Origin of the sequence: Erythrobacter epiphyticus (genome assembly GCF_034653295.1) — a bacterium.
Lineage (GTDB): Bacteria > Pseudomonadota > Alphaproteobacteria > Sphingomonadales > Sphingomonadaceae > Erythrobacter.
On sequence record NZ_JAYEEU010000004.1, the window covers coordinates 39,822 to 66,529 of the forward strand.

At 64.8% G+C, this 26,708-nt stretch carries 29 protein-coding genes and 1 tRNA gene; 19 read left to right on the plus strand and 11 right to left on the minus strand.

Annotation, left to right across the window (positions count from 1 at the left end; all coding sequences use genetic code 11):
* Positions 1-48: 48 nt before the first annotated feature.
* Positions 49-124 (minus strand) — tRNA-Ala (locus SOQ14_RS02195).
* A 156-nt stretch (positions 125-280) separates the two neighbouring features.
* Complete coding sequence (locus SOQ14_RS02200; protein WP_322896412.1) at positions 281-613, minus strand: TIGR02300 family protein; 333 nt, start codon at positions 611-613, stop codon at positions 281-283.
* Between the two features lie 223 nt (positions 614-836).
* On the opposite strand from SOQ14_RS02200, the gene aroA reads away from it, so the two are divergent.
* The 6 genes from aroA (at position 837) to SOQ14_RS02230 (ending at position 7,092) form a co-directional block, all read left to right on the plus strand.
* Positions 837-2,153: a 3-phosphoshikimate 1-carboxyvinyltransferase gene (gene aroA / locus SOQ14_RS02205; RefSeq protein WP_322896413.1), complete on the plus strand. Its 1,317-nt coding sequence runs from the start codon at positions 837-839 to the stop codon at positions 2,151-2,153.
* Positions 2,150-2,422, plus strand: coding sequence for a CBU_0592 family membrane protein (locus SOQ14_RS02210; RefSeq protein WP_322896414.1), 273 nt, complete (start codon positions 2,150-2,152; stop codon positions 2,420-2,422). The genes aroA and SOQ14_RS02210 overlap by 4 nt, the downstream gene beginning before the upstream one ends.
* The gene (locus tag SOQ14_RS02215; RefSeq protein ID WP_322896415.1) at positions 2,419-3,039 is read left to right on the plus strand and encodes a (d)CMP kinase; all 621 of its coding nucleotides are present in this window, start codon (positions 2,419-2,421) and stop codon (positions 3,037-3,039) included. The genes SOQ14_RS02210 and SOQ14_RS02215 overlap by 4 nt, the downstream gene beginning before the upstream one ends.
* 381 nt (positions 3,040-3,420) lie before the next feature.
* The gene (gene rpsA, locus SOQ14_RS02220; RefSeq protein WP_322896416.1) at positions 3,421-5,127 is read left to right on the plus strand and encodes a 30S ribosomal protein S1; all 1,707 of its coding nucleotides are present in this window, start codon (positions 3,421-3,423) and stop codon (positions 5,125-5,127) included.
* Between the two features lie 122 nt (positions 5,128-5,249).
* A complete protein-coding gene (gloB, locus tag SOQ14_RS02225) occupies positions 5,250-6,005 on the plus strand; it encodes a hydroxyacylglutathione hydrolase (RefSeq protein ID WP_322896417.1) in 756 nt (251 codons plus the stop codon).
* A 106-nt stretch (positions 6,006-6,111) separates the two neighbouring features.
* On the plus strand, positions 6,112-7,092 hold the full coding sequence (locus tag SOQ14_RS02230; protein ID WP_322896418.1) for an NADPH:quinone oxidoreductase family protein: 981 nt from the start codon (positions 6,112-6,114) through the stop codon (positions 7,090-7,092).
* Positions 7,093-7,153: 61 nt separating this feature from the next.
* Here SOQ14_RS02230 and SOQ14_RS02235 read toward each other — a convergent pair whose 3' ends face one another.
* The 8 genes from SOQ14_RS02235 to SOQ14_RS02270 form a co-directional block, all read right to left on the minus strand.
* Positions 7,154-7,684, minus strand: coding sequence for a F0F1 ATP synthase subunit B family protein (locus tag SOQ14_RS02235; protein ID WP_322896419.1), 531 nt, complete (start codon positions 7,682-7,684; stop codon positions 7,154-7,156).
* On the minus strand, positions 7,677-8,171 hold the full coding sequence (locus SOQ14_RS02240) for a F0F1 ATP synthase subunit B family protein (protein ID WP_322896420.1): 495 nt from the start codon (positions 8,169-8,171) through the stop codon (positions 7,677-7,679). The genes SOQ14_RS02235 and SOQ14_RS02240 overlap by 8 nt, the downstream gene beginning before the upstream one ends.
* Before the next feature lie 87 nt (positions 8,172-8,258).
* Entirely contained in the window at positions 8,259-8,486 is a 228-nt protein-coding gene (locus SOQ14_RS02245; protein ID WP_027442220.1) for a F0F1 ATP synthase subunit C, read from the minus strand.
* Positions 8,487-8,536: 50 nt separating this feature from the next.
* Complete coding sequence (locus SOQ14_RS02250; RefSeq protein WP_527194245.1) at positions 8,537-9,292, minus strand: F0F1 ATP synthase subunit A; 756 nt, start codon at positions 9,290-9,292, stop codon at positions 8,537-8,539.
* 93 nt (positions 9,293-9,385) lie between these two features.
* The gene (locus SOQ14_RS02255; protein WP_322896422.1) at positions 9,386-9,733 is read right to left on the minus strand and encodes an AtpZ/AtpI family protein; all 348 of its coding nucleotides are present in this window, start codon (positions 9,731-9,733) and stop codon (positions 9,386-9,388) included.
* Between the two features lie 165 nt (positions 9,734-9,898).
* On the minus strand, positions 9,899-10,228 hold the full coding sequence (locus SOQ14_RS02260; RefSeq protein ID WP_322896423.1) for a YdbL family probable chaperone protein: 330 nt from the start codon (positions 10,226-10,228) through the stop codon (positions 9,899-9,901).
* A gap of 97 nt (positions 10,229-10,325) precedes the next feature.
* On the minus strand, positions 10,326-10,589 hold the full coding sequence (locus SOQ14_RS14450; RefSeq protein ID WP_416232716.1) for a YnbE family lipoprotein: 264 nt from the start codon (positions 10,587-10,589) through the stop codon (positions 10,326-10,328).
* On the minus strand, positions 10,586-13,831 hold the full coding sequence (locus SOQ14_RS02270; protein ID WP_322896424.1) for an intermembrane phospholipid transport protein YdbH family protein: 3,246 nt from the start codon (positions 13,829-13,831) through the stop codon (positions 10,586-10,588). The genes SOQ14_RS14450 and SOQ14_RS02270 overlap by 4 nt, the downstream gene beginning before the upstream one ends.
* A 139-nt stretch (positions 13,832-13,970) precedes the next feature.
* On the opposite strand from SOQ14_RS02270, the gene radC reads away from it, so the two are divergent.
* The 10 genes from radC to SOQ14_RS02320 all read left to right on the plus strand — a co-directional run bounded on the left by radC (position 13,971) and on the right by SOQ14_RS02320 (position 22,792).
* Complete coding sequence (gene radC, locus SOQ14_RS02275; RefSeq protein ID WP_322896707.1) at positions 13,971-14,660, plus strand: RadC family protein; 690 nt, start codon at positions 13,971-13,973, stop codon at positions 14,658-14,660.
* A gap of 90 nt (positions 14,661-14,750) precedes the next feature.
* The gene (purB, locus tag SOQ14_RS02280; RefSeq protein ID WP_322896425.1) at positions 14,751-16,061 is read left to right on the plus strand and encodes an adenylosuccinate lyase; all 1,311 of its coding nucleotides are present in this window, start codon (positions 14,751-14,753) and stop codon (positions 16,059-16,061) included.
* A gap of 81 nt (positions 16,062-16,142) precedes the next feature.
* A complete protein-coding gene (locus tag SOQ14_RS02285; RefSeq protein WP_322896426.1) occupies positions 16,143-16,568 on the plus strand; it encodes a LapA family protein in 426 nt (141 codons plus the stop codon).
* A gap of 1 nt (position 16,569) precedes the next feature.
* The gene (gene pyrF / locus SOQ14_RS02290; RefSeq protein WP_322896708.1) at positions 16,570-17,244 is read left to right on the plus strand and encodes an orotidine-5'-phosphate decarboxylase; all 675 of its coding nucleotides are present in this window, start codon (positions 16,570-16,572) and stop codon (positions 17,242-17,244) included.
* Positions 17,241-17,741 (plus strand): GNAT family N-acetyltransferase, encoded by a 501-nt coding sequence (locus tag SOQ14_RS02295; protein ID WP_322896427.1) that lies wholly within the window; start codon positions 17,241-17,243, stop codon positions 17,739-17,741. The genes pyrF and SOQ14_RS02295 overlap by 4 nt, the downstream gene beginning before the upstream one ends.
* A gap of 15 nt (positions 17,742-17,756) precedes the next feature.
* Positions 17,757-18,401, plus strand: a complete 645-nt coding sequence (locus tag SOQ14_RS02300; protein ID WP_322896428.1) for a phosphoribosylanthranilate isomerase — start codon at positions 17,757-17,759, stop codon at positions 18,399-18,401.
* A gap of 102 nt (positions 18,402-18,503) precedes the next feature.
* Entirely contained in the window at positions 18,504-19,715 is a 1,212-nt protein-coding gene (trpB, locus tag SOQ14_RS02305; protein ID WP_322896429.1) for a tryptophan synthase subunit beta, read from the plus strand.
* On the plus strand, positions 19,712-20,506 hold the full coding sequence (gene trpA, locus SOQ14_RS02310; RefSeq protein WP_322896430.1) for a tryptophan synthase subunit alpha: 795 nt from the start codon (positions 19,712-19,714) through the stop codon (positions 20,504-20,506). Before trpB ends, trpA begins: the two co-directional genes overlap by 4 nt.
* Positions 20,503-21,354, plus strand: coding sequence for an acetyl-CoA carboxylase, carboxyltransferase subunit beta (accD, locus tag SOQ14_RS02315; RefSeq protein WP_322896431.1), 852 nt, complete (start codon positions 20,503-20,505; stop codon positions 21,352-21,354). Before trpA ends, accD begins: the two co-directional genes overlap by 4 nt.
* A 145-nt stretch (positions 21,355-21,499) precedes the next feature.
* Positions 21,500-22,792, plus strand: coding sequence for a bifunctional folylpolyglutamate synthase/dihydrofolate synthase (locus SOQ14_RS02320; RefSeq protein WP_322896432.1), 1,293 nt, complete (start codon positions 21,500-21,502; stop codon positions 22,790-22,792).
* A gap of 6 nt (positions 22,793-22,798) precedes the next feature.
* On the opposite strand, the gene SOQ14_RS02325 is transcribed toward SOQ14_RS02320, so the two are convergent.
* Positions 22,799-24,112, minus strand: a complete 1,314-nt coding sequence (locus tag SOQ14_RS02325; protein WP_322896433.1) for an AmpG family muropeptide MFS transporter — start codon at positions 24,110-24,112, stop codon at positions 22,799-22,801.
* Between the two features lie 71 nt (positions 24,113-24,183).
* Between SOQ14_RS02325 and SOQ14_RS02330 the strand changes: the two genes are divergently transcribed.
* The 3 genes from SOQ14_RS02330 to rsmD are packed head-to-tail and all read left to right on the plus strand — an operon-like array spanning position 24,184 to position 26,708.
* On the plus strand, positions 24,184-25,344 hold the full coding sequence (locus tag SOQ14_RS02330) for an aromatic ring-hydroxylating oxygenase subunit alpha (protein WP_322896434.1): 1,161 nt from the start codon (positions 24,184-24,186) through the stop codon (positions 25,342-25,344).
* 18 nt (positions 25,345-25,362) lie between these two features.
* The gene (locus tag SOQ14_RS02335) at positions 25,363-26,166 is read left to right on the plus strand and encodes a pseudouridine synthase (RefSeq protein ID WP_322896435.1); all 804 of its coding nucleotides are present in this window, start codon (positions 25,363-25,365) and stop codon (positions 26,164-26,166) included.
* Positions 26,166-26,708 (plus strand): 16S rRNA (guanine(966)-N(2))-methyltransferase RsmD, encoded by a 543-nt coding sequence (gene rsmD / locus SOQ14_RS02340; RefSeq protein ID WP_322896436.1) that lies wholly within the window; start codon positions 26,166-26,168, stop codon positions 26,706-26,708. The genes SOQ14_RS02335 and rsmD overlap by 1 nt, the downstream gene beginning before the upstream one ends.

The window sequence follows — 26,708 nt, forward strand, 5'->3', positions numbered from 1 at the left end:
GGGATCAACCGCGCCTTTGGCAGCCTTGGCTACCGGATTTTTGAAAATTGGTGGAGCCTAGCGGGATCGAACCGCTGACCTCTACAATGCCATTGTAGCGCTCTCCCAGCTGAGCTAAGGCCCCGCGCCAATTTTCGTGCAGCAAGCTTGTCGTCTCGCTGCGGGAGCCGCCCCTTAAAAGGCGCTTTTCCCATTTGCAACCTGTTTTTTGACCACACCCGACAAAGCCGGGTGGGCCAGCGCCCGCGTGCCGCTTGGCAGCACGCGAGCGCCTGGCGCATCAATTCTCGTCGTCGTCGTCATCACCGCCGGTGGTGACCCCGAGATCATCATCGCCGCCGAGATCGACATCATTGTCGGGCGAATCGCCGTCCTCGTCGATATCGCCGATATCGTCGAGATCATCATCACCGCCGAGATCGGCATCTGCCTCGACATCAACCTTCTTCTCGGCTTCCTCGAACGGGATCGGCTGCTTGGACTTAAGCACAGGCTCGGGCGTCCAAGTGTTGCCGCATTCGATGCAGGTAACCGGGTCTTCCTTGCCCAGATCATAGAAGCGCGTGCCGCAATTCGGACAGGTGCGCTTGGTGCCCCATTCAGGCTTGGCCATTGGTGTTCCTCAGCTTTGGTGCTCCCCGCAACGCTTGGGGGCAGCCCATGACAGTGTGATAGTTGGATCGCGCCAGCGCGGGTTTCAAGATTGTCGGGAGAGACCTTCGGGAATCGCAACGCTGGTGCAACTGCGCGGCGCGCCTTGCCAGAAGGGATGCGCGCTGTCAAAGAGCGCGGCCATTTCCCTAGCGACTGTCTGACGAGGGGGCCTCGCCCGCGCCATGCCTGCCCACACCTTTCATCCCTCCGGCCCGCTTGGCGGCACGTTGCAGGTTCCCGGCGACAAGTCGATCAGCCACCGCGCGATCATGTTCGGTGCCCTCGCCGTGGGCGAGACGCGTGTCAGCGGGCTGCTTGAAGGCGAGGATGTGATGGCCACCGCCGGCGCGATGCGCGCGATGGGAGCACAGATCGAAAAGACAGGCGCGGAATGGCGCATCCACGGCGTCGGTATCGGCAGCCTGCTGGAACCCAAGGCTGCGCTCGACATGGGCAATTCGGGCACCTCGACCCGGCTTCTGATGGGGCTGACGGCGAGCCATGCGATCACCGCCACCTTTATCGGCGATGCGAGCCTGTCGCGCCGCCCGATGGGCCGGGTGATCGAACCGCTCAGCCAGATGGGCGCGCAGATCGAAGCATCGAGCGGGGGCACCCTGCCCCTGCTCCAGCGCGGCGCGGCAACGCCGGTGCCGATCACCTACCGCCTGCCGGTTGCCTCGGCGCAGGTCAAAAGCGCGGTCCTGCTCGCGGGGCTCAACACGCCCGGCATCACCACGGTGATCGAGCCTGTGCCGACCCGCGATCACACGGAACGGATGCTGGCAGGGTTCGGCGCGCGGCTTGAGGTGACGCAAGAAGCCGGCACGCGCATCATCCGCATCCATGGCGAGGCGGAATTGCGCCCGCAGCACGTGATCGTGCCGGGCGATCCTTCATCGGCGGCCTTCTTCATCGTCGCCGCCTTGCTGGTGCCGGGCAGCGATCTTGTGATCGAGAATGTTGGCATCAATCCAACCCGCGCCGGGCTGATCGCGGTGCTTCAGGCAATGGGCGGGGATATTACCCTGCTCGACCGCCGCGAGGTCGGCGGCGAACCGGTCGCCGATCTGCGGGTACGCCATTCCGCGCTCACCGGGATCGCGATTGATCCGGCCGTGGCCCCTGCGATGATTGATGAATTTCCGGTGCTGTTTGTGGCGGCCGCCCTCGCCCAAGGCACCACCACCACCACCGGGCTGGATGAATTGCGCGTCAAGGAGAGCGATCGGCTCGCCACGATGGCGGCCGCGCTTACGCTTGCCGGGGCGCGGGTCGAAGAGCACGAAGACGGCCTCACCATCCACGGCACCGGCGGCGATCCCCTGCCCGGCACGCCGCCGGGTGCCGAAGTCGCCACCCGGCTCGATCATCGCATCGCCATGAGCATGGCAATCGCCGGGCTCGTCAGCCGTAATGGTGTGCAGATTGATGACACCGCCCCGATTGCGACCAGCTTCCCGACCTTCCTTGCCTTGCTGGCCGAGGCAACCCGATGAATGCGCCGTTTGACTGGGCAAGCCTTGTCGGCCTGTGCGGCACGGCCTGCATCATCGGCGCCTATGCCTATCTCACACTGGCGACGCGCACCAATCCGCTGCTGCTGCACAGCACCAATCTGCTGGGGGCAGCGCTGCTGACCGTGTCGCTGCTGGTCCACACCAACTGGGCTAGCCTCGTGCTCGAAGGCTTCTGGGCCTCGATCGCCATTTTCGGCATCATCAAAGCGCTGCGCGATCGCGGCCCCAGCGGGGAGCAAGCGCAGTGATCATTGCCGTTGATGGCCCCACCGCTTCGGGCAAAGGCACGATTGCCAAGGCGCTCGCCGCGCATTTCGGGCTGCCGCATCTCGATACCGGGCTGCTCTACCGCGCGGTGGGGCGGCAAGTGGCCCTTTTGGGCGGCAACCCCGATGATCCGGCCGATGCGCTGGCGGCCTGCGCTTTTGCCGATGCGCTGCTTGATGATGAAGCGCTGCGTTCGGAAGAGAGCGGCAGCCTTGCAAGCCGCGTCTCGGTGCATCCGGCGGTGCGGCAAGCGCTTTACGAACGCCAGCGCGCTTTCGCGCTGCAACCGGGCGGCGCGGTGCTCGATGGCCGCGATATCGGCACCGTGATTGCGCCGGATGCCGATGTGAAGCTGTTTGTAACCGCCAGTGTGGCCGAACGCGCGCGGCGGCGTTGGCTGGAAATGCAAGCGCGCGGGCTTGAGGTCGAACGCGCGGCGATGGAGCGCGATATCACCGCCCGCGATGCCCGCGACATGGGCCGCAAGGATGCACCGCTGGTCGCGGCAGCTGATGCGCTCACGCTTGATACCAGCGCCTTCAACCGCGAAGAAGCGATCGAAGCGGCGATCGAAGCGGTGGAAAGCAAACTGCGCTGACGCCCGTCTGTTTTCCTGCCTGCGAGGAGAGCGGTATTCTTGCACAATGGATCAGTCTTACCGCCCTTTTTGCCCGATCGCCTGGACGCCCGGCGGTGATCGCCTGACTTTTCAGCTTAAGACAGTGTCTCAATTGTCTCCAACATCGCTGCTGTTCAGGTAAATGCCGATTTGCCTTGCCATTTGCGGCCCTTTCGCCTAGGCGCGCGGCCGTTCCCAAAGGCCCTGAAAGCCCACCGGAACCTTCGCACAGGCATTCGGCCATGCGGAGATTGTCGGCCTCTTGCCCCGCCAGCCCTGGCAATGGTGCCTCGGAAGCGGAGAAAGACCCCGGAAAAACCGGTGGCCGGTAGCACAACGAACACAGGATATACCTGACCTATGGCGACTTCGCCCAACCCCACGCGCGCCGATTTCGAGGCGCTGCTCAACGAACAACTCGGCGGCGCAGCCGACGGCGGCTTTGAAGGCCGTGTCGTCAAGGGCACCGTGACCGCCATCGAAAACGGCTTCGCCGTGATCGACGTCGGCCTCAAGTCGGAAGGCCGCATCTCTCTCAAGGAATTCGCCCGCGGCGATGACGACCACGGCCTGACCGTTGGCGGCGAAGTGGAAGTCTTCGTTGACCGCGTCGAGAACGCCGATGGCGAAGCCATGCTCTCGCGTGACCGCGCCCGCCGCGAAGCTGCGTGGGACAAGCTGGAAAGCGAATTCGGCGAAGGCAAGCGCGTCGAAGGCCGCATCTTCGGCCGCGTCAAGGGCGGCTTCACCGTCGACCTCGATGGCGCCGTGGCCTTCCTGCCCGGCTCGCAGGTCGATATCCGCCCCGTGCGCGACGTCACCCCGCTGATGGACGTGCCGCAGCCGTTCCAGATCCTCAAGATGGACCGCCGCCGCGGCAACATCGTCGTGTCGCGCCGCGCCGTGCTTGAAGAAACCCGTGCGGAACAGCGCAGCGAGCTCATCAATGATCTTGTCGAAGGCCAGATCATCGACGGCGTCGTCAAGAACATCACCGATTACGGTGCCTTCGTGGATCTCGGCGGCATCGACGGCCTGCTCCATGTCACCGACATGAGCTACAAGCGCGTCAACCACCCCAACGAAGTGATCGCCATCGGCGACACCGTGCGCGTCCAGATCGTCCGCATCAATCAGGAAACCCAGCGCATCAGCCTCGGCATGAAGCAGCTGGAAAGCGATCCTTGGGATGGCGTGGCCGCCAAGTATCCGGTCGGCGCGAAGCTTTCGGGCATGGTCACCAACATCACCGAATATGGTGCCTTTGTTGAACTTGAGCCGGGCATCGAAGGCCTTGTCCACGTTTCGGAAATGAGCTGGACCAAGAAGAACGTCCACCCGGGCAAGATCGTCTCGACCTCGCAGGAAGTCGACGTGATGGTGCTCGAAGTCGACAGCGACAAGCGCCGCATCAGCCTCGGCCTCAAGCAGGCCCAGCGCAATCCGTGGGACGAATTCGCCGAGAAGCACCCGGTCGGCAGCGAAGTCGAAGGCGAAGTCAAGAACGCCACCGAATTCGGCCTGTTCATCGGCCTCGATGGCGATGTCGATGGCATGGTTCACATGTCGGATATCGCATGGGGCATTTCGGGCGAAGACGCGCTGGCGCTTCACCGCAAGGGCGAAATGGTCAAGGCCATCGTGCTTGATGTCGATGTCGAAAAGGAGCGCATCAGCCTCGGCATGAAGCAGCTCGAAAAGGGCGCACCTTCGGCTGAAGGCGCCTCGACCGGCGGCAACCTGCGCAAGAACCAGACTGTCACCGTCACCGTGCTCGAAGTGCGCGACGGCGGCCTCGAAGTGCAGGTTGGCGAAGACGGTGCGACCGGCTTCATCAAGCGCTCGGATCTCGGCCGTGACCGTGACGAGCAGCGCCCGGATCGCTTCCAGGTCGGCAGCAAGGTCGATGCGATGGTGATCGGTTTCGACCGTTCGAAGAAGCCGAACTTCTCGATCAAGGCGCGTCAGATCGCCGAAGAAAAGGAAGCCGTGGCCCAGTTCGGTTCGTCCGACAGCGGCGCTTCGCTCGGCGACATTCTGGGCGAAGCCCTGAAGCGCAAGGACTAAGCCTGGCAGCGCTCACCCCTTTTTGGGGGCGGGCGTTCCCGGTAACCCAAATACGGCAAGGCCCGTCTGTCATCCGGCAGGCGGGCCTTTCCTTATCGGGCAGGACGCACTAGGCTCTGCCCATGCTGACCGTTCATCAATTTCCCTGCCTGTCGGATAATTACGGCTATCTGCTGCACGATACCGACAGCCACGAAACCATCGCCATTGATACGCCTGATGCGGCCGAATATCTCCGGCAAGCTGATCTCAAGGGCTGGCGCATCACCCAGATCTGGAACACGCATTGGCACCCGGATCATGCCGGCGGCAATGAAGCGATCAAGGCGGCGACGGGGTGCAGCATCACCGGCCCTGCCGAGATCGAGGGCAAGTTCCCGATTGATCGCATCGTCAGCCATGGCGACACCGCGCTGATCGGGGGCGAAGCGGCACAGGTTGTTGATGTGTCGGGCCACACCAATGGCCACATCGCCTATCATCTGCCGCAAGCGGGCCTTGCCTTTGTCGGCGATGCGGTCTTCGCGCTGGGCTGCGGCCGGATGTTCGAAGGCCAGCCAAAGCAGTTCTGGGACAGCCTCAGCCGCATCAAGGCATGGCCGCCTGAAACCCTGCTCTATTGCGCCCATGAATATACGGCCTCGAACGCCAGGTTCGCGCTCCATGCCGATCCCGACAACGCCGCTTTGCAGGCCTATTCTGATGAAATCGCCGCCAAGCGCGCCAAGGGCGAATGGACGGTGCCCACCACGCTCAAGCGGGAGCTGGCGACCAATCCCTTCCTGCGCGCGGATGATCCTGCGCTGATGGCGAAATGGGGCGGCAGCGCGCCGTACGAGACCTTTGCAGCGCTGCGGGCGGCAAAGGACAATTTCTGATCCTGCCCTTTGTCATTGCGAGGCGACGCAGTCGCCGTGGCAATCCAGAGCTTTGCGCCGTCCGCTCTGGATTGCTTCGCTTTGCTCGCAATGACGGCGAAACCTGATGCAAGCGCTCGTCGTCACCCAGCTTACGCCTGATCTGTCTGGCGTGGCCCTTGCCGACCTTCCCCTGCCTACCCGCGCTGCCGGCGAGGTGTTGGTGCGCGTGCGCGCCGCCTCGCTCAATTTCCCCGACCTGCTCATGACGCGCGGGGAATACCAGTTCAAACCCGCGGTGCCTTTCACCAGCGGGCTGGAATTCGCCGGAGAAGTGATCGAAGCCGATCCCGACAGCGGCTTTGCGCCCGGGGACCGGGTGATGGGGGGCAACAAGACCGGCGCCTTTGCCGAAATCGCAAGTGTCCCCGCTGACAAGCTCTCGCCCATGCCGGTGGGGATGGACTTCGCCGCCGCTGCCGCCATGGGGGCGGCCTATTCGACAGCCTATACCGGCCTTGTCGAACTGGGCGGCTTGCGCGAGGGCCAATGGGTGCTGGTTCACGGCGCAAGCGGCGGGGTCGGCCTTGCCGCCTGCGATCTCGCACGGGCGCTCGGCGCGCCTGTGATCGCCACCACCGGCTCACCCGACAAGATCGAACGGATCGCCGCCCTCGCCCACCCTGACGCCGTAATCCTCGCCGAAGGGCGCTTCCGCGATGCGGTGGCGGAGCGCAACGGCGGCGCGCTCGCCGATATCGTGTTCGATCCGGTAGGGGGCGACGTGTTCGACGAATCAACCCGCTGCGTCACTTTCGGCGGGAAGCTCATCGTGGTCGGCTTCACCAGCGGACGGATTGCCGATGTCTCCACCAACATCCCGTTGATCAAGGGATTCAGCATCGTGGGCCTGCGCGCCGGTGAATATGCCCGCCGCTTCCCGGATCGCGGACGCGCAATCAATCAGGCAATCCGCGCGCTTGCCGAGGCGGGCCGCATCACCCCCGCGATCGACCGCACCTTGCCCCTGTCGCGCTGGCGCGAGGGCTTCGAAGCGATGGCGTGCCGCGCGTTGGTCGGCAAGGTCGTGTTCGAGCCCGGTGCCTGAAAACACGAAAGGCGACCCTTCGCAGGGCCGCCTTTCGCAAATCATCAAACGTGCGCTGATCTCAGAGCGAGGCAATCACCTCGTCAGCGAGCGCCTTGTCCGCGGCTGCATCATGCTTCGCCGCAATCAGCTTGGCCGAAGCGGCCGCGGCGGCAGCCACCACCTTGGCCTTGACCTCGGCAATCGCTTCACGCTCAGCTGCGGTGATCTTGTCTTCAGCCATCTTCTGGCGGCGCGCCACCATGGCTTCGCTGTCGGTCTTGGCCTTGGCGACCAGAGCATCGGCTTCAGCCTGCGCGCCTTCGCGCATGGCGGCGGCATCCTTTTCAGCCGCTGCGATCTTGGCGACATATTCATCGCGCAGCGCTTCGGCTTCGGCACGCAGGCCCTTGGCTTCATCGAGCTGCTTGGCGATCTCGGCGATCCTGGCATCAAGCCCGCCGGTGATCATGCCCGGAACCTTCTTCCAGACCATCACGGCGATGAGCAGGAACATCGCGAGGCCGACCCACTGGTAGGAATCAAGCCCGAGCGCAGCCGGTTCGGCGTGACCATCCGCCGCACTCGCGAGAAGCATGAGAATGTCAGCCATGAGCCAGAGCCTCCTTCACGGCAGAGCGCGCACTGCGCTTGTCAACCTTGGCCCCGGCCAGACGGGCAACGATATCCTGCGCAGCTTCGGCAGCGACGCTTTCGATTTCCGCCATAGCGCTGGTACGCGCCGCTGAGATTTCGGCCTCTGCCTCGGCAATGCGAACATCGATCTTGGTCTGCGCCTTGGCCAGCTTGGCTTCACTGTCCTTGGCGGCCTTGGTCTTGGCCTCGGCAATCACAGCCTGGGCGGCAGCGCGGTTTTCACTTTCGCGCTTCTTCCAGGCCTCTTCCTGCGCATTGGCTGCATCGCGGGCGGCCTGCGCAGCGGCAAGATCGCCCGTGATCTGTGCGTCACGCAGCTCGACCGTCCCCATGATCTTGGGCACCATGCCCATCCCGATCACGAAGAAAGTGAAGCCGAAAAAGATCAGCAGCCAGAACACCTGACTGGCGTAGGTATCGGCAAGCTGGGCTATCTGGGGCATGAGCGCGTGGTCCCGATGAGCAGGAAAAAACAGGCATCGGGAGCGCGGCCGGCAACAAGCCCGCCACGCTCCGAACGCTTTCAGATCTTAGGCGACGAAGATCAGGATCATCGCCACGACGAACGCCAGCAGGCCAAGAAGTTCGGCAGCGGCGAAGCCGATGAACAGACGGCCCTGCTGGCCATCCGCGGCGCCCGGGTTGCGCAGGGCGCTTTCGAGGAACGAGCCGAACACGTTACCCACGCCAATGGCGGCCATGCCGGCGCCGATGGCTGCAAGACCCGCACCGACGAGCTTGGCTGCTTCTGCTTCCATTTGAAAAACTCCTTTGGGAAAAAACTGTGAGAAGAAAGGGTGGGAAAAACTCAGTGAAGGTGCTCGGCATCATTGATGTAGAGCGAGGTCAGCAGGGCAAACACATAGGCCTGGATGCCTGCCACCAGAATTTCGAGCGCGCTGATCGCCACCATCAGGGCGAAGCTGGGGATGCCCACCAGCACGCCGATGCCAAGGCCCGCATTGGCCCCGTCGATCACGAAGCTCGACAGCACCTTGAGCAGCACGTGCCCGGCCATCATCGCCACAAAGAGACGCAGCGCGAGGCTGAACGGGCGGATCAGGAACGAGAAGAATTCGATGAGCGCGATCGGGAGGATCATCGGCGCAGGCGTGCCGTGGGGCACGAAGAGGCTGAAGAAGTGCAGCCCGTGCTTGCCGAAGCCAACGATCAGCACGATCGAGAAGCTGAGGATCGCCAGCACGCCGGTGACGGTAAAGTGGCTGGTGAAGGTGAAGGGGTGGACGCCGAACAGGCCAATCGGCAGCAAGCCGAGCAGGTTGGCGAACAGGATGAACATGAAGAGGCTGAAGACATAGGGCACATACTTGCGCCCTTCCTTGCCGACATTGGCTTCGAGCATGTCGTCGATGAAGGTGGTGAAGGTTTCCACCGCCATCTGCCAACGACCGGGCACCAGCTGGCGCTTCATGCCGCCGGCCACGAACACCCACAGCAGGACAGTCGCAATCGCCATCCACAAAGCCGAATTGGTGAACGCGATGTTGTATCCGCCAATGGCCCAGTCCGAGCCGAACAGCGGCTCGATCTGGAATTGCTTCATCGGATCGACCTTGCCTTCAGAGGCTGCCACGATTTGGATCCCTGTCAATTGCATGAAACGCGCCCCGGCAAAGCCATCGAGCAGCGGACCTGTTCAAGTGCCCGTGTTCTGCTCGTCGGCCGCACCCTCAGGACGCGTCTGAGCCGTACGAATGATATTCCTGAAGGCAACGATGATCCCGAAGGCCAGCATCACCAACAGACCCCAGGGCGATGTTCCGGCGAAGGTGTCTATCACCCAACCGATCACAAAGCCGCCGAACAGCCCGCCGAGAAGATCGGCCAGAACCCGGTTGCCGATGCGGTAATCCGCGCTGGCACCCTCGGATTTTGGCCGGTTGCGCTCTTCCTCACGCTCGCGGGCGGCTTTAAGCCGCGCTTCGAGCGCAGTCATCCGCGCATCTTCGGCAACAGGCTCCCGGGCGGGCTTTTCATCGCTCATGCCAATCTCCGCTAAAGCGCAAACGGGCAAGCGCAAACGAGGTGCCCGCCGAGGGCGCCGCCCCCTTAGAAGGGGGCAAATGGCAAGTCAACCGCGGCTTTCATAGAAAGCTTCGCATCTGCACAAGATATGATGCGCCGCGCGCAGCATCTGTTGCGCCGCGCCTTACGGACAGCGCGGATCCCGCTCGGGCGCGTCACTGGTGCGAGCCTTCCACTTGCCTTCGGGCGTGCGGTACATCTCGCCCGGCGTGGTGCGCAGGATCGCCTGACACCCGGAGGTGAGTGCATAGGCTTCCAGCGTCACATTGTTCTGCTGCGCCTTGGTGGAATACAGCGCGCGCCGTTTGATGTTGATGTCATCAACCAGCTTCCTCAGCTCCGTTGTGGGGGACCCGACAATCCCGAGATAGCCATCGGGCTGTTCGCCGATCTGCCCGGCCGCGCGGGCGCTGGCATAGGCCGGGTCCCGATCAGCCAGAGCCGGTGCGGCCATCAGGCCAAGAGCGATGAAAAGGGCCGCCGGAGCAAACCGCGATAGCCTGTGCATGGTAATGCCTCCCGAAATGATCGTGCCGCGTTGCGCAGCCAGATCAGAAAATGTCCTCGTTCTCGTCAATCGTGTTGGCGGCATCCGCCGCCAGACGGTAAATCACTTCCTGCCGGATATTGATGTTGAGCTCGATCACGATCGGTTCATCGGGAGCGGCAATATTGATGCAGCCCGAGGTCATGCCCCCGGCCAGCACCAACGCCATCCCGGCCCGCGTGAGGCTGCCCTGCACCGTCCGGCCTGTTGCGGCACCGCGCGGCCTGCGTGAACGGGCCTGCGATGCGGTTGTTATGCATGCTGTCATGGTCGATCGTCGCTTTCAGGAGGTTGAACGGATTTGTCGCCGGGGCGCAAGGCGGGCGGCACCTTGGCCGCTGGCACATCGCCGGGTGAAGACGGGCGCTGGGTCGGCACGAAGCGGCCATTCTCCAGCTTGAGCAGGCCGCGATCAACCGGATTGCCGAGGAAGCTGACATCAAAGAATGATCGCACCACAGTGGAAAGTTCGAAGAAGCTTTCGGCCTTCACATTGACCCGGAAAAGGATCGGCAGCTTGGCGAGGCGCCGGGTGATGAAATTGCGGCTGGTGCCCACCCCTTGTCGCACCCCATCAAACTGGAACTTGCTGATGATCTCGCCGGTCAGGCTGCCACCCAGCACCACGCTCATCTCACGGTAATCGAGGCTGCGCAGCGCACGGAACGCATAATTGCTGATCGCGCCCATGTCCTCGTAGGTGAGATCGCCGACATAGGCGATGTTGCCGCCGGGCGGGCGCGCGCCGAGCAACCCGTTCTCGATCCGGCCATTGCCGCTGGCATCGAAGACAATCGGCACCACGCCATCAAACACCCCCGTTGCGCCCAGATTGGTCAGCTCCATTTCGGCGATGAAGACAGCGGCATCAAGCCCGGTGATCTCGAAGACATAGCGCTTTTCCGAAGGCCGCCCGAAATCGAGCGTCACCGGCCGAAGCACCAATTCGCCTCCCATGAAAGGCCAGCGCGCATCGGCCAGCGTGATCAGGGTCCCATCGGTCAGGGCAAAGCGGATGCGCCCGTCGAGCACTTCGACACCGGTGTTGATCGCTGCGATGTCGAGCCGCTGATCGGGCGCTGTCGTCAGCGCAAGGAGATCGGTGAAGACGACTTCTCCTTTGAGACCCTTTACCGGCCCGAAAGCTGCTGCAAAATCAAGGCCATCGGTGCGGAACCTGCCATTGCTCGTGACCTTGTCGCCCGACCACATGATCCGCCCGGTGCCGTTCACCGTGCCACTGGCCGAAGCCACCACACCCTTCGCCAGATAGGTGAGATCCTCGATATCCAAACCGGGGCCAAAGCGCAGATCATCAACCTTTATGTCAGCGCGGCCCGCCGCGCGCGCCAGATCATGGCTGAGACTGATCGCGGCGATCTTTGCTACCGAGGCCGGGTGACGCAGCGCCGCTTCTGCCGTGATCGCATCGCCTTGCCACGTCAGGCTCCCCTCCTCCCCGGCCAGCGGTTCAAAGCGCGGCTGGCCATCGCTGCGGTCTGACAGGCGGAAGCGCGCGTCAGAAATCGCCAGTGCGCCATCGGCATAGCGCCAACGCCCTTCCAAGGCTGCCAGATCAAGCGGCACGCCTGCAAGCCGCCCTGCCCCGCCGGCAAAGGTGCCTTCGGGGGTTTCGCCAAGGCGCCCGCTCAGGCTCGCGATTGCCAGACGGGTCTGATCGCTACCCTCGCCCAGTTGCAGATCAACCTCTTCGATCACCAGTGGGCCGGGATAGCGCAGCACCGCACGCGCCGCGACAAGCCAGGTCGGTGTCGCGTCCATTCTACCTGAAAGATCAAGCCGCGACGTCGCCGCCGCAACCGTCAGTGTATCGGCATAGCGCAGCATGGCGCGCGCGCCCTCGGCGGGGCACAGGGTGAGCTTGCGCGCGCCCAGATCCAGCGTGCCGAGCTGCAATCCGGCAAAGCGCCAATCCGCGCAGCGCGTCCCCAAGATCAGCCCCTCACCGGCGCTCCAGCGCCCTTCGAGCGGCGCTTCGAGCCCGGTGATTCGTCCGCCGGGCAAGCGGCCACTCGCCGCGACGAGGCCGGTGAAACGATACGCGCCGCCTGCACTGCGCTCTGCCGTGAAACGCGGGATCGCCACGCGGCTATCGCCCGCCTGATAATCCGCCATCGCCAACCGCAGCGCAAAGCCGCCAGCCTTGTCCTGCGACATGCGGCCATTGATCCGGGGCAAGCCCGCACCGCCGGTGATGAAATTGCCGCGCCGTGCCCCTTCACGCCCCGCGCCAAGGCTCCAGTTGACCTGCGACAGCGCGACCATCACGTCCCCTGCGCCGCTGCGCAGCCGCGCTTCGGGAATGATGAGGCGCGTATCGGCGTCTGTCATCCGGAGGATCGCCTCGCTGGTGAAGCTCGCCCCCGTAAGCGTCCGCCCCAGGCCGTTGCTGATTTGCGCCAGCAAGGGTTCGAGCAGCGTGTCCTTTACCGCGCTGCGCGCCGCCGTCAGTTCCCTGGTAACAGCCTCCATCAGCGTAATCTCGCGCGCGGTCAGCGTGCCAGTCCATTCGCTGCGGGCCGCCCCACGCGCCATCCGCCAGCTGCCCTTGGCATTGGCGCGGCCGATGGTGGCGGGTGCCAGCGCGAGACCTTGCAGGGCGATTTCATGATCGAGCGCGATGCCGTTGGCCGAGACTGCAGCCGTTGCTTGCCCGCTCGCCCGGTCAAGCGCGGCGCCATCTGCGGTAAGCTGCTGCGCGGTGATGGCGAAGGTGCCACGCGCGCTATCGAGGTTTGCGCCCAGCGTGATCGTGCTGCCGATATCAGCGCGCGCCATCCGCGCCGGACCGCAGGCGACCTCGGCCAGACGCAGCGGGCCGGTGAGCGTCGCCTCACCTTCTGCGGTGGTCAGCGCCCCATAGAGGCTGGCCTGCGCAGCGCGACAGTCTGCCGTGCCGATTCCCGGCGCGGTTAATGCCAGCTCGCCCGCAAAGCCATCATCAAGCTGGCCTTTCCCTTCAAGCTTGGCACCGATCACGCCGAAGTCGCTTGCGATCCGGGCGCGCGCATCGCGCAGGGCCACGCGGATCGCGGGCAACCGGGCAGGTTCGGTGCTGTCAGTGAAGATCAGCGGATCAAGCGCGCCGAAGCTGAGCCTGGCGCCGCGGATGGTGCCATGCAGGCGTGCTTCGTCGATCACCACACGTTCAACCGTCGCCCCGAACAGGCCGAACCCGGTTTCGACCACGACTCGCTTGGCTGTCAGATCGGGCGCCGCCGGATCGCCGACCGCAAGATCAGCGATCACCTGCCGGTTGGGGCCGATCTCAAGCACGCTGTAGCGCGCTGCCACGCCCCGTTCGGTAAGGTAGGAATCAATCAGATTACCCGCGATCTGCTCGCGCCCGAGCCACGTCGCGCTGCCCGAGATCATCAGCAGCACGGCGCACACCAGCAGCACCCGATAACGCCAGCGGCGCGGCCAGAGTCGCACACCGCTGTGTGACTTCAAGGGGTTACCGGTTTCGGGCTCAACGGACGGCTCCATCGGATGCGACACTTGCAAGCAACTCCCGGCAAAGGCAATGAAGCAACGGGAAACTTCTTTGCGAGGGTCGCACTTGCCGCAAGATGAAGCGCTTTTCGATTTCCCCGAACCGGCCCGCAAAAGCGGCGGTGCGGCAGGCATGCATTCGGATGCGGGCGTTGTGGCCGGCGCCGGGCACCGCGCACGGCTGCGTGAACGGCTGATCAAAGGCGGGGCAGAAGCGCTCGCCGATTACGAAGTGCTCGAATTCCTGCTGTTTGCCGGCAATCCGCGCGGCGATACCAAGCCTATTGCCAAAGCCTTGCTTGCCCAATTCGGCAGCCTTGCCGCTGTGCTCAATGCTGATCCGGCGGCGCTCATGCGGGTCAAGGGCATGGGCGAAACCAGCGCGGCGGCGCTGCGGATCGTGGCGGTGGCGGCGCGGCGCATGGCGCGCAGCGAAGTCGTGGCCAAGCCCGTGCTGGCGAGTTGGCAGGCGTTGCTCGATTATCTTGCCATCGACATGGCGCATCTCACCGTCGAACGGGTGCGCGTGCTTTATCTCGATGCCCGCAACCGCCTGATCGACGATCATCATCTCGGCGATGGTTCGATTGATGAGGCCGCGATCCATCCGCGCGAGGTGATCCGCCGCGCGATGGATCTGGGTGCGGTGGCGCTGATCCTTGTCCACAACCACCCGAGCGGCAGTCCCGAGCCGAGCCGCGCCGATATCCAGATCACGCAGCGCATTGCCGAGGCCGGACGGCTGCTGGGTGTCACGGTGCATGATCATGTCATCATCGGGCGCGAAGGCCATGTCAGCCTGCGCGCCAAGGGCCTGATCTGAACCCGGCGCGCACCAGCCCCCTTGCCATTGCGCGCCGTGGCGCATAGCGGCAGCGCAACTTTTCCGCCCTACGCTTGAAGGACAGCCACCATGGTCCCCCGTTATGCCCGCCCCGCGATGACCGCCTTGTGGGAGCCGGAAGCCCGCTATCGCATCTGGTTCGAGATCGAAGCCCATGCCACCGAAAAGCTCGGCGAGCTTGGCGTCGTGCCGAAAAGCGCGGCCAAGGCCTTGTGGGACTGGTGGGCGACCAATCCTGTGATTGATGTTGCGGCGATTGATGCGATCGAGGCCGTAACCAAGCATGATGTGATCGCCTTCCTTACCTGGGTGGCGGAGCAGGTGGGCGACGAAGCGCGCTTCATGCACCAGGGCATGACGAGCAGCGATGTGCTCGATACCACGCTGGCGGTGCAACTGGCGCGCGCGAGCGACATCCTGATCGCTGATCTCGATGCACTGCTTGTCGCGATCAAGACCCGCGCGATGGAGCACAAATACACGCCCACCATCGGGCGCAGCCACGGAATCCATGCCGAACCGGTGACTTTCGGGCTCAAGCTGGCGCAGGCCTATGCCGAATTCAGCCGCTGCCGCGAACGCATGGTGGCCGCGCGCAAGGAAATCGCGACCTGTGCCATTTCCGGCGCCGTCGGCACCTTTGCCAATGTTGATCCCGCCGTCGAAGCCCATGTCGCCGAGAAGCTTGGCCTTGCCATCGAACCGGTCTCGACACAGGTGATCCCGCGCGATCGCCATGCGATGTATTTCGCCACGCTGGCGGTGATCGCGGGCAGCATCGAGCGGCTTGCCGTCGAAATCCGTCACCTCCAGCGCACCGAAGTGCTCGAAGCCGAGGAGTATTTCTCGCCCGGCCAGAAGGGTTCGAGCGCGATGCCGCACAAGCGCAACCCGATTCTCACCGAAAACCTCACCGGGCAGGCGCGCATGATCCGTGCCTATGCCCTGCCCGCGCTGGAAAATGTCGCGCTCTGGCATGAACGCGATATCTCGCACTCCTCGGTCGAACGGTTCATCGGGCCGGATGCGACCATCACGCTTGATTTCGCGCTGGCACGGCTCACGGGCGTGGTCGAAAAGCTGCTGATCTACCCCGAACGGATGCAGAAGAACCTCGACGCGATGGGCGGCCTTGTCCATTCGCAGCGCGTGCTCCTGGCGCTCACGCAAGCAGGCGTCAGCCGCGAGGATGCCTACCGCCTCGTCCAGCGCAACGCGATGAAGGTGTGGGAATCGGATGGCAAGGTTTCGCTGCTCGAGCTGCTGAAGGCGGACAGCGACGTGACCGCCGCGCTTTCACCCGAAGAGCTGGCCGAGAAGTTCGATCTCGCCTACCACTTCCGCGAAGTCGATACGATCTTCGCGCGGGTCTTCGGGTAAGGCTGCGCGCATCAACTGGACTCGGCGGGCAAATCGCCTAGTTTCACGCGCCTGTGTAGGGCTTTCGAAGGGATACCCTCCTTGGCTGTATTTCGCACCATTCTCTGGATCGCGCTCGTCTGCGGGCTGCTGATCTTCTCTTTCTACAACTGGCGCCCGGTCGAAGTGACGATCTGGGAGAACCTCGTGCTCGAAACCAAGGTGCCGGTGCTGATCGTGCTGGCCTTCCTGCTCGGCTTCATCCCGCTGCTGGCCTATCACCTCAGCGTGAAATGGGCGCTCAAGCGGCGGGTGCGCAATCTCGAAAGCTCGCTCAAGACGCTGGCGACTTCGCCGCGCCAGGATCCGGCAAGCAGCGGCGGGGATGCGACGGTGATGCCCGCCGCCGTGACCGCCGGTGACAGCAAGAAATCGCCCGCATTAGACAAGCCGCATCAGGATGCCTTTGATGGCGATGGCGATGGCGATGGCGACGGGGGCGGCGGCGGCGATGGGGGCGGCGACTGAGATGAGCAATCCGATCTATCTGGCGCTCGATGTGCCGCAAATCGAGCCGGCCAAGGCGCTGGTCAACAAGGTCAAAGGCCATATTGGCGGGGTCAAGCTGGGCCTTGAATTCTTCTGCGCCCATGGCTCGCATGGAGTGCACGAAATTGCGCATCTGGGCCTGCCGATCTTCCTTGATCTCAAGTTCCACGACATCCCCAACACTGTCGCTTCGGCGATGCAGGCGATCCATGTCTACCAACCCGCGATCGTCACCGTCCACGCCAGCGGCGGGCGCGCGATGATGGAGGATGCCAAGGCCGCCGCCGCCGAAGGCTGCAAGGTCGTGGCCGTCACCATGCTCACGAGCATGGACGCGAACGACCTTACCGCGACCGGGGTCTATGGCAGCGCCGAGACCCAAGTCATGCGGCTGGCCGAGCTCGCGCATGACGCGGGCCTCGATGGCATCGTGTGTTCGGGACAAGAAGTCGGCATGGTGAAAAAGGCCTGGAAAGATGGCTTTTTCGTCGTCCCCGGCCTGCGCCCGGCGGGCAATGGCACCGGCGATCAGAAGCGCGTAGTCACGCCGGCGCAGGCGCGCAACAATGGCGCGAGCGTGCTGGTGATCGGCCGTCCGATCAGCCGCGCCGACGATCCGCTTGCCGCAGCCCGCGCGATCGAGGCGACGCTTTGACAGCGATTGATGCGGCGTCGCCCGCCGACGCGCCTGCGCTCAAGGCCCTGCTCGAAGCCGCCTATCGCGGCGATTCGGCACGCGCCGGGTGGAACCACGAGGCCGATATCCTCGATGATGAGCGCATTGCGCGCGCGGAGCTTGATGCCCTGCTCGCCGATCCGGCGGTGACCATCCTCACCGCGCGGGAGGGCAGTACGCTCATCGGCTGTGTGGCCGTCACCCGCAAATCCGCGCAGCTTGGCTATCTCGGGATGCTCTGTGTCCTGCCCAACTTGCAATCGGGCGGCCTTGGCCGCCGCCTGCTTGATGCTGCGGAAGCTCATGCCCGCAGCATCGGCCTGTCCGCGATGGAGATGACGGTCATCGACAGCCGCACTAGCCTGATCGCCTGGTATGTCCGGCGCGGCTATGTCCTGACCGGCGAGACCCGGCCCTTCCCCGTGCTGCGCGATCCGCCCATCACCTTCGCGGTGCTGGAAAAGCCGCTCGATTAGCCCTAGAGGCGCGCTATGCGGCGCTATGTCAAAATCTGCGGGCTTTCCACGCCTGAAACTATCGCGGCGGCGGTGCAGGCCGGGGCGAGCCATATCGGGCTGGTGCATTTTCCCAAAAGCCCGCGCCATGTCTCGCTGGCCAAGGCCGCCATGCTGCGGCGCGATCTGCCGGACACCACGCGCGTGGTGCTGCTGGTGGTGGATCCCGAACCCCACGCCTTGACCGAAGCGATCCGTATGGTCGGGCCGCAGGTCGTGCAATTCCACGGGAGCGAACCGCCCGATGTGCTGGCTCGCACCCGCGCCGAAACCGGGGTCGAGGTGTGGAAAGCGCTCGCAGTGAAAGATCAGGCCGCGCTCGATCAGGCTGCGCGCTATCGCGGCGCGGCGGATCGGGTGCTCCTCGATGCCCCGGCCCCTGCCCCTGATAGCCCCCTGCCCGGCGGCAATGGCACAGCCTTCGACTGGAGCTTGCTCGCCGGCTGGCAGGCCCCGCTCCCCTGGGGGCTGGCCGGCGGCCTGACCGCCGCCAATGTCGGCGATGCAATCAGGCTGACCGGCGCCATGCTGGTGGATACTTCTTCGGGGGTCGAGCGTTCTCCCGGCATCAAGGACGTGGACAAGATTGCGGCCTTCTGCAAAGCGGCAATGCAAGCATAGAAGCCCGTCCGCCCGGAGCTTGTCGAAGGGTCGCACTTTTTCTACGCCTTACTCTCGAAGAAAGGACAGGGCTTCGACAAGCTCAGCCCGAACGGAAAAAAGATGAACTCTCCCAACTCCTTCCGTAACCAGCCTGACGAGCGCGGCCATTTTGGTGAGTTCGGCGGACGCTATGTCGCCGAGACGCTGATGCCGCTCGTGCTCGATCTTGAGCGTGAGTACCGCAAGGCACAGGCTGACCCCGCGTTTCAGGCGGAATTTGACGATCTGCTCGAACATTACGTGGGCCGCCCCTCGCCGCTCTATTTCGCGCCGCGCCTGACCGAGGAACTCGGCGGCGCACAGGTGTGGTTCAAGCGCGACGAGCTCAATCATACCGGTGCGCACAAGATCAACAATTGCATCGGCCAGATCCTGCTCGCGATCCGCATGGGCAAGACCCGCATTATCGCAGAGACCGGCGCGGGACAGCACGGGGTCGCCACGGCGACGGTCTGCGCGCGCTTCGGCCTGCCTTGCGTGATCTACATGGGTGCCGAGGACGTGAAGCGGCAGTCGCCCAACGTCTTCCGCATGAAGCTGCTCGGTGCCGAGGTGATCCCCGTCACCAGCGGCGGCGCGACGCTCAAGGACGCGATGAACGAGGGCCTGCGCGACTGGGTCGCCAATGTCCACGACACCTTCTACATCATCGGCACCGCGGCGGGCCCCCACCCCTACCCCGAGATGGTGCGCAATTTCCAGAGCGTGATCGGCAAGGAAGCCCGCGCGCAGATGCTCGCCCGCACCGGACGCCTGCCCGACCTGCTGGTCGCGGCGATCGGCGGCGGATCGAATGCGCTGGGGCTGTTCCACCCCTTCCTCGATGATCCCAGCGTGAAGATGCTCGGCGTCGAAGCGGCAGGCCACGGCCTCGACGGCGACGAGCACGCCGCGAGCCTGCTCGGCGGATCGCCCGGCGTGCTCCACGGCAACCGCACCTACCTGTTGCAGGACGCAGACGGCCAGATCACCGAAGGCCACTCGATCAGCGCCGGCCTTGACTACCCCGGCATCGGGCCGGAACACGCGTGGCTGAAGGAAAGCGGCCGCGTCGATTACACCGCCGTCACCGACGAGGAAGCGCTGGACGCCTTCCAGTTGCTGTGCGCGACCGAGGGGATCATCCCCGCATTGGAGCCCTCGCACGCCATCGCCGCCGTGAAGAAGGTCGCGCCGACGATGCCCAAGGACAGCATCATCCTTGCCAACCTGTGCGGGCGCGGCGACAAGGATATTTTCACCGTGGCGGAGCGTCTGGGGGTCGCGCTGTGAGCCGCTTTGCCTCGGTTTTCGGCAAGCCTGCACCCGCGCTCGTCTGCTTCATCACCGCGGGCGATGGCGACACCGCGGCCAATCTCGATGCGCTGGTCGAAGCCGGGGCGGATGTGATCGAGCTGGGCATGCCCTTCACCGATCCGATGGCCGATGGCCCCGCGATCCAGAGCGCCAACCTGCGCAGCCTCGGCGCGGGCACGACCACGGCGGATGTGCTGCGCTATGCCGCCGACTTCCGCGCCCGGCACCCTAACGTACCGCTGGTGCTGATGGGCTACGCCAACCCGATGGTGCGGCGCGGGCCGGAATGGTTTGCCGCGGCCGCCGCCGCAGCGGGCGTCGATGGCGTCATCTGCGTCGACATCCCGCCTGAAGAAGACGACGCGCTCGGCCCGGCCCTGCGCGCCAAGGGCATCGCCCCGATCCGCCTCGCCACGCCGACGACCGACGCCGCGCGCCTGCCGCAGGTGCTCGCAGGCAGCGAAGGCTTCCTCTACTATGTCTCGGTCGCCGGGATCACCGGCAAGCAGCAGGCGCAGATCGCCAGCATCGAAGAGAATGTCGCGCGCATCAAGCAATCGACCGCCATTCCCGTCGCGGTAGGCTTTGGCGTGCGCACGCCCGAACAGGCGGCTGCCATCGCCAAAGTCGCTGATGGCGTCGTCGTCGGCTCGGCGCTGGTCGAGATTTGCGGCGCATATGGCGCCGAAGCCCCGGCCAAGCTAAAAGAACTTACCGCCGCGCTTGCGCACGCGGTCCACACTGCCCGTCAGGAGCAACTGGCATGAACTGGTTCACCCGTGTCCGCAATTCACTGGGTTTCTCGGCCGAGAAGAAGACCACCGAGAAAGACCTCTGGATCAAGTGCAGCAATTGTCACGAGATGCTGTTCGTCCAGGATTATGAGGCCAATCTCAAGATTTGCCCCTCGTGCGGGCATCACGGGCGGCTCAATGCCGACGCCCGGCTGGGCATGCTGCTGGATCCCGGCTTTGAATTGCTGCCGATGCCCGAAGTCAGCGAAGACCCGCTCGGCTTCCGCGACACCAAGAAATATACCGATCGCCTGAAGGCTGCGCGCGCTGCCAACCCGCACCGCGATGCCTTTGTCGTCGGCTCGGGCAGCATCGACAACCGCCCGGCTGTCGTCGGCGTGCAGGATTTCAGCTTCATGGGCGGCTCGATGGGCATGGCCGTGGGCGAGGCCTTCTGCAAGGGCGCCGAAGCCGCCCTTGCCCGGCGCTGCGGCTATATCGTCGTGACCGCAGCAGGCGGGGCGCGCATGCAGGAAGGCATTCTCAGCCTCATGCAGATGCCGCGCGCCACCGTGATGACGCGCCGCCTTAAGGCGGCGGGCCTGCCCTATATCGTGGTGCTGTCTGATCCCACCACGGGCGGCGTGACGGCGAGCTACGCCATGCTCGGCGATATCCACATTGCCGAGCCCGGCGCACTCATTGGCTTTGCCGGCCAGCGCGTGATCCAGGACACGATCCGCGAGCAATTGCCCGAAGGCTTCCAGCGGGCCGAATATCTCCACAAGCACGGTATGGTGGACATGGTGGTCCCGCGTCACGAGCTGAAGGCTACACTGGCGAGCGTGCTCGACTATCTCACCCCGGTGAAGGCGGCGTAATGATCCTCCCCGTTACGGGGAGGGGGACCATGCGCAGCGTGGTGGAGGGGCAGGCGCCCCCATCCACCCTGAAGCCGCTATACGGAAAGCCGCACCAGCCCCTCCACCACCTTCGGTGCTTCCCCTCCCCTGAAGGGGAGGAGTGATGCGCGATTTCGGCCAATCGGATGATCCGCGCGTGCAGGCGCAGCTTGATCGGCTGGCCGCGCTGAGCCTGCCGCAGGGACGACTGGGCCTCGACACCATCCGTGCACTGATGGCGCGGCTCGGCAATCCGCATTGTAAGCTGCCGCCGGTGTTTCATGTCGCGGGCACCAATGGCAAGGGCTCCACCTGCGCCTTCCTGCGCGCGATGCTGGAAGCGCAAGGTTACAAGGTCCACGTCACCACCTCGCCCCATCTGGTGCGCTACAATGAACGCATCCGGCTGGCGGGGGAATTGATCGCGGATGATCCTCTGGCCGATCTGCTCGAAGAGGTGCTGGATGCGGGCGCTGATCTGGCGCCCAGCTTCTTCGAAGTTACCATCGCCGCTGCCTTCCTCGCGTTCAGCCGCACCCCTGTCGATGCCTGCGTGGTCGAAGTCGGGCTCGGCGGGCGGTTTGATGCCACCAATGTGCTGGAGCCCGAGGCGATCGCCGCGTGCGGGATTGCGGCGCTCGGGCTTGATCACGAACGCTTCCTGCTCGCCCCCGAGGCGGGAACGCCGGAAGAGCCGATGGCGCGGATCGCCTTCGAGAAGGCGGGGATCGTCAAAACAGGCGTGCCGCTGGTGAGCCTGCGCTATGCGGATGGTTCAAACCGCGAAGTGATCGCAGCAGCGCAGCGCGCAGGTGCCGCGCTCGCCATGCAAGGCGAAGCATGGGATTGCGCGGCAGGCGCGATGCTCACCTATCGCGATGCGCAAGGCGCACTCACCCTGCCCCTGCCCGCGCTGCCCGGTGCACATCAGAGCGCAAATGCGGGCCTTGCGATCGCCATGCTGCGGCATCAGGAGCGCATCACCGTAACCCCGGAGGCGATGGCGCAGGGGCTGGCCGCCGCGCGCTGGCCCGCCCGGTTGCAGCGTCTCGTCTCCGGCCCGCTCACAGGCACACGCACAGTGTGGCTGGATGGCGGGCACAACCCGCAGGCCGGGGCCATGCTGGGAGAGCATTTTGCAGGCCAGCGGCTGCATCTCGTGATCGGGATGATCGCGGGGAAAGACCCGCGCGCGCTGGTCGGACCGCTCGGGCCGTGCCTTGCCAGCATCACGGCCGTGCCGGTACCGGGGCATGAATGGTTCGCAGCCGAGGCGTTCGGGCCGCAAGCGCAAGCGGCGCCTGATCTGCCCGGCGCTTTCACGCGCATCCCCGAGGATGGCCTGCCGGTGCTGATCGCCGGCTCGCTTTACCTCGCGGGCGAAGCGCTCCGCTTGAACGGCGAGATGCCGGGGTAAGCTGCGCTAGCCCTCTTCGGTCCCGGCTGTCCCGATCGAGGCGTCGATCAGGCCTGCGCGCATCATCAGCCAAAACAGGATGATCCCCGGCAGCGCGGCGGCCGTGGTGAACAGGTAGAAGTTCACATAGCCGAAGCTTTCCACCAGCGCGCCCGCTGTCGTCCCCGTCAGCACCCGGCCCACGATGCTCGCCGCCGCCGAGATCAGCGCATATTGCGAGGCGGTAAAGCGCAGGTCTGTCAAAGCCGCGAAATAGGCCACCACGGTCACCCCGCCGATACCGCTCGCGATATTCTCGAACAGGAAGGTCGCCGCCATCCCCGCGTTGGTCTTGTCGACCGCCGCGAGGATCGCGAAACTGAGGTTGGAGACGCCCATCAGCACCAGGCTCAACAGCACCGAACGTTTCATGCCGAGACGCGAATAGAGCACCCCGCCAATGAAAATCCCGATCAGGAACGCCCAGAACCCCACGCCCACATCGTAAAGCGCGATCTCGTCATTGGTGTAGCCCTTGTCATCAAGCAGCAGCCGCACGGTAAGGTTCGCCAGCGTGTCCCCGATCTTGTGCAGCAGGATGAACAACAGCACCAGCAGTGCGCCCTTGCGCATGAAGAACTCGGTGAAGGGGCCATAGACCGCGCGCAGCGCCTCGCCGATGCCTTTGGCGCGCTCCTTGATGCGGCGGCGCGCAGGCTCACCCAGCACCAGCGCGGTCAGCATCGCCGGCAGAGCGAAGGTCGCACAGGCGAGATAGGCAACCTCCCACCCCGCGCGCGCCGCCACCACCAGCGCCAGCGCGCCCGCGCCGGCCGAGCCGATGCGCCAGCCATATTGGGTCATGCCCGAACCGACGCCGAGCTGTTCGGGCTTGAGCGTCTCGATCCGGTAGGCATCGATCACGATATCGAAGGTTGCCCCTGCAACGCCGACGAGGATCGCCGAGGTCGCCACCCAGCCGATATTCGCCGCCGGGTCCACCAGCGCGAGATTCGCCACCGCCGCGATCACCAAAGCGCCCGTCAGCAGCATCCACGAAACCCGCTGGCCCAGCCTGGCCAGCACCGGCAGCCGCACACCATCAACCACCCAGGCCCACAGGAACTTGAAGTTGTAGGCGAGGAACACCAGCGTGAAGGCCGTCACGGTCTTCTTGTCGATGCCGTCCTGTGCCAGCCGCGAAGTCAGCGTTGCGCCGATCAGCGCATAGGGAAAGCCCGAGGACACGCCGAGAAAGAAAGCCGCCAGCGATTCCTTCTCCAGATAGGGTTTGAGCGCGCTCGCCCAGCTCTGCCTGGGGGCAGCCCCGATCTCGTTCATGAAGGCTTGTCCTTTTGCTTGGGTGCAATCTCTGGCACACTCAGCACGGACGAGAGGATGAGAAAAGAGCGATGAGGCCTGCAACCACAGATTTGCCCCGATTGTCGCCCACGCCGGGCCAGCTCGCGCTTGCCGAAGCGATCCGCGACGGGCGGGCAAAGACCAGCGCGGGCATCCGAACGGTTCCGGCGCGCCATTACACCTGCCCCGAACACTTCGCCGCTGAAAAGGCCGCGCTGTTCGATCGTCTGCCGCAAGTGCTGGCACCCTCTGCCCTGCTGCCCGAACCCGGCATGGCGGTGCCGCATGATGGCACGGGCCGCCCGCTGCTGATCACCCGCGATGGCGATGGCCGGGTGCGCGTGTTCCTCAATGTCTGCCAGCATCGCGGCACAAGGCTGGTCGAAGGCAGCGCGGTGCAATGCGCCAAGCGGCTGGTGTGCCCCTATCATGCGTGGACCTATCGGCTCGATGGCAGCCTGATGGCCCTGCCCCGGCCCGAGACTTTCCCCGGCCTCGACAAGGGTGCCTTTGGCCTTGCCGAACTGCCTTCGTGCGAGGCGGGCGGCTTGATCTGGTTTGCACCGCAGGCCGAGGCCGATTTCACCCATGCCATCACACTGGGCGAGGATCTGAACACCTTCGGCCTGCCGCAAGCGCATCTGTTCCGCCGCAAGACCCACCGCGTGGCAGGCAATTGGAAGCTGATCATGGATGCCTTCCTCGAAAGCTACCATGTCACCCGGCTCCACGCGAACACCATCGGGCCCTTCTTCAAGGACGGGATCACGGCGGGCGACCAGATTGGCCCGCACCAGCGCTCGGCGGTCGGGCGGCTCGAAGAAATGGCCGGGGTCGATCTCACCGACATGGCCGCGCTGCGGCGGGTGATCACCTTTGCCTACCAATTGCTGCCTGCGACCATCATCGTGCCCAGCCCCGATTACCTGAATGTCATGGTGCTGATGCCGCGCGCGCATAATGAAACGCTGGTTGAGGATTTCATGCTCATCCCCGAAGTGCCAGCCACGGAAAAGGCGCGCGATCACTGGGAGCGCAGCTGGGCACTGCTTGATGGCGGGGTGTTTGCGAGCGAGGATTTCCGCGCGGCCGAGCTTGGCCAGCAGGGCCTTGCCAGCGGCGCGCTCGATCACCTCACGCTTGGCACACTTGAAGGCGGGATCGCCCGGTTTGACGAGATTGTCGCCGATGCCTTGCGGGCAGCCAGCTAAGCGCGTAGGCGGCGCGCCATGCCCTCCAAGCCCCCTGCCCAGCCCTCACCGGCACGATCCGTCCGGTCACCCGATCGTCCCGAAGGCGATCGTATCGCCAAGCTGCTCGCCCGCGCCGGGATCGCCAGCCGCCGCGAGATCGAACGCATGATCGCTGAAGGGCGCATTGCGCGGGATGGCAAGGTGCTCGAAACGCCCGCAACGATCCTCACCAGCCTCGCCGGGGTGACAGTGGATGGCAAGCCGGTTGCCGCGCCCGAACCGGCCCAGCTTTACGCCTTTCACAAGCCGACCGGGCTGATCACCGCCGAACGCGATCCCGCGGGCCGGCCGACGATCTACACTGCCCTGCGCAACGCCTTGCCCAAGGGCGCACCGCGCCTGATGCCGATTGGCCGCCTGGATCTCAACACCGAAGGGCTGTTGCTGCTGACCAATGATGGCGAATTGAAGCGCCGCATGGAATTGCCCGCCAGTCAGGTGCCGCGCACCTACCGCGCCCGCGCTTTTGGCGAAGTGACCCAGGCCCAGCTTGAAGATCTGATGGACGGGGTCGAGATCGATGGCGTGCGCTATGGCCCGATCGACGCCAATCTCGAACGCTCGTCCGGGCGCAATCTGTGGGTCGAGATGACGATTACCGAAGGCAAGAACCGCGAAGTGCGCCGCGTGCTCGAACATCTCGGATTGAAGGTGAACCGCCTCATCCGCACCGCCTATGGCCCGTTCGAACTGGGCGACCTGCCGCGCGGGCAGGCGGTGCCCATCCCCAAGCCAGCGCTCACCCGCTTCCTCAACCAGCTTGGTCGGAACGCGCGCTGATGCGGATCATTGCCGGCAAATGGCGCGGGCGCAAACTGATCGCGCCCAAGGGCGAGGCGACCCGCCCGACGGCTGATCGTGCGCGCGAGACGCTGTTCAGCATGCTCACCAGCAGGCTGGGTGCCTTCGAAGGCCTGCGCGTCGCCGATCTCTTTGCCGGTTCGGGCGCGCTCGGGCTGGAGGCCCTGTCACGCGGGGCGGCGCATTGCCTGTTTGTCGAACAGGACCGCGCGGCGCTCGATGCGATCCGCGCCAATATCACCGCGCTGGATGCCCGTGCTCGCACCCATGTGGAAGCGGGTTCGGTGATGAGCCTGCGGGCCAGCGCCCAGCCCTATGATCTGATCCTGCTCGATCCGCCCTATCACACCGGCGCGGGCGGCGTGGCGCTTGATCGGCTGCTGCGGCTCGGTTGGATTGGGCCGGAAAGCTGGATCGCGCTCGAAACCTCGGGGAAAGAAACCACCGACATCAAGGGTCTGGCGATCGAAAGCGAGCGCCCGGTCGGCAAGGGCAAGCTGACGCTGCTGCGTCCCGCCTGA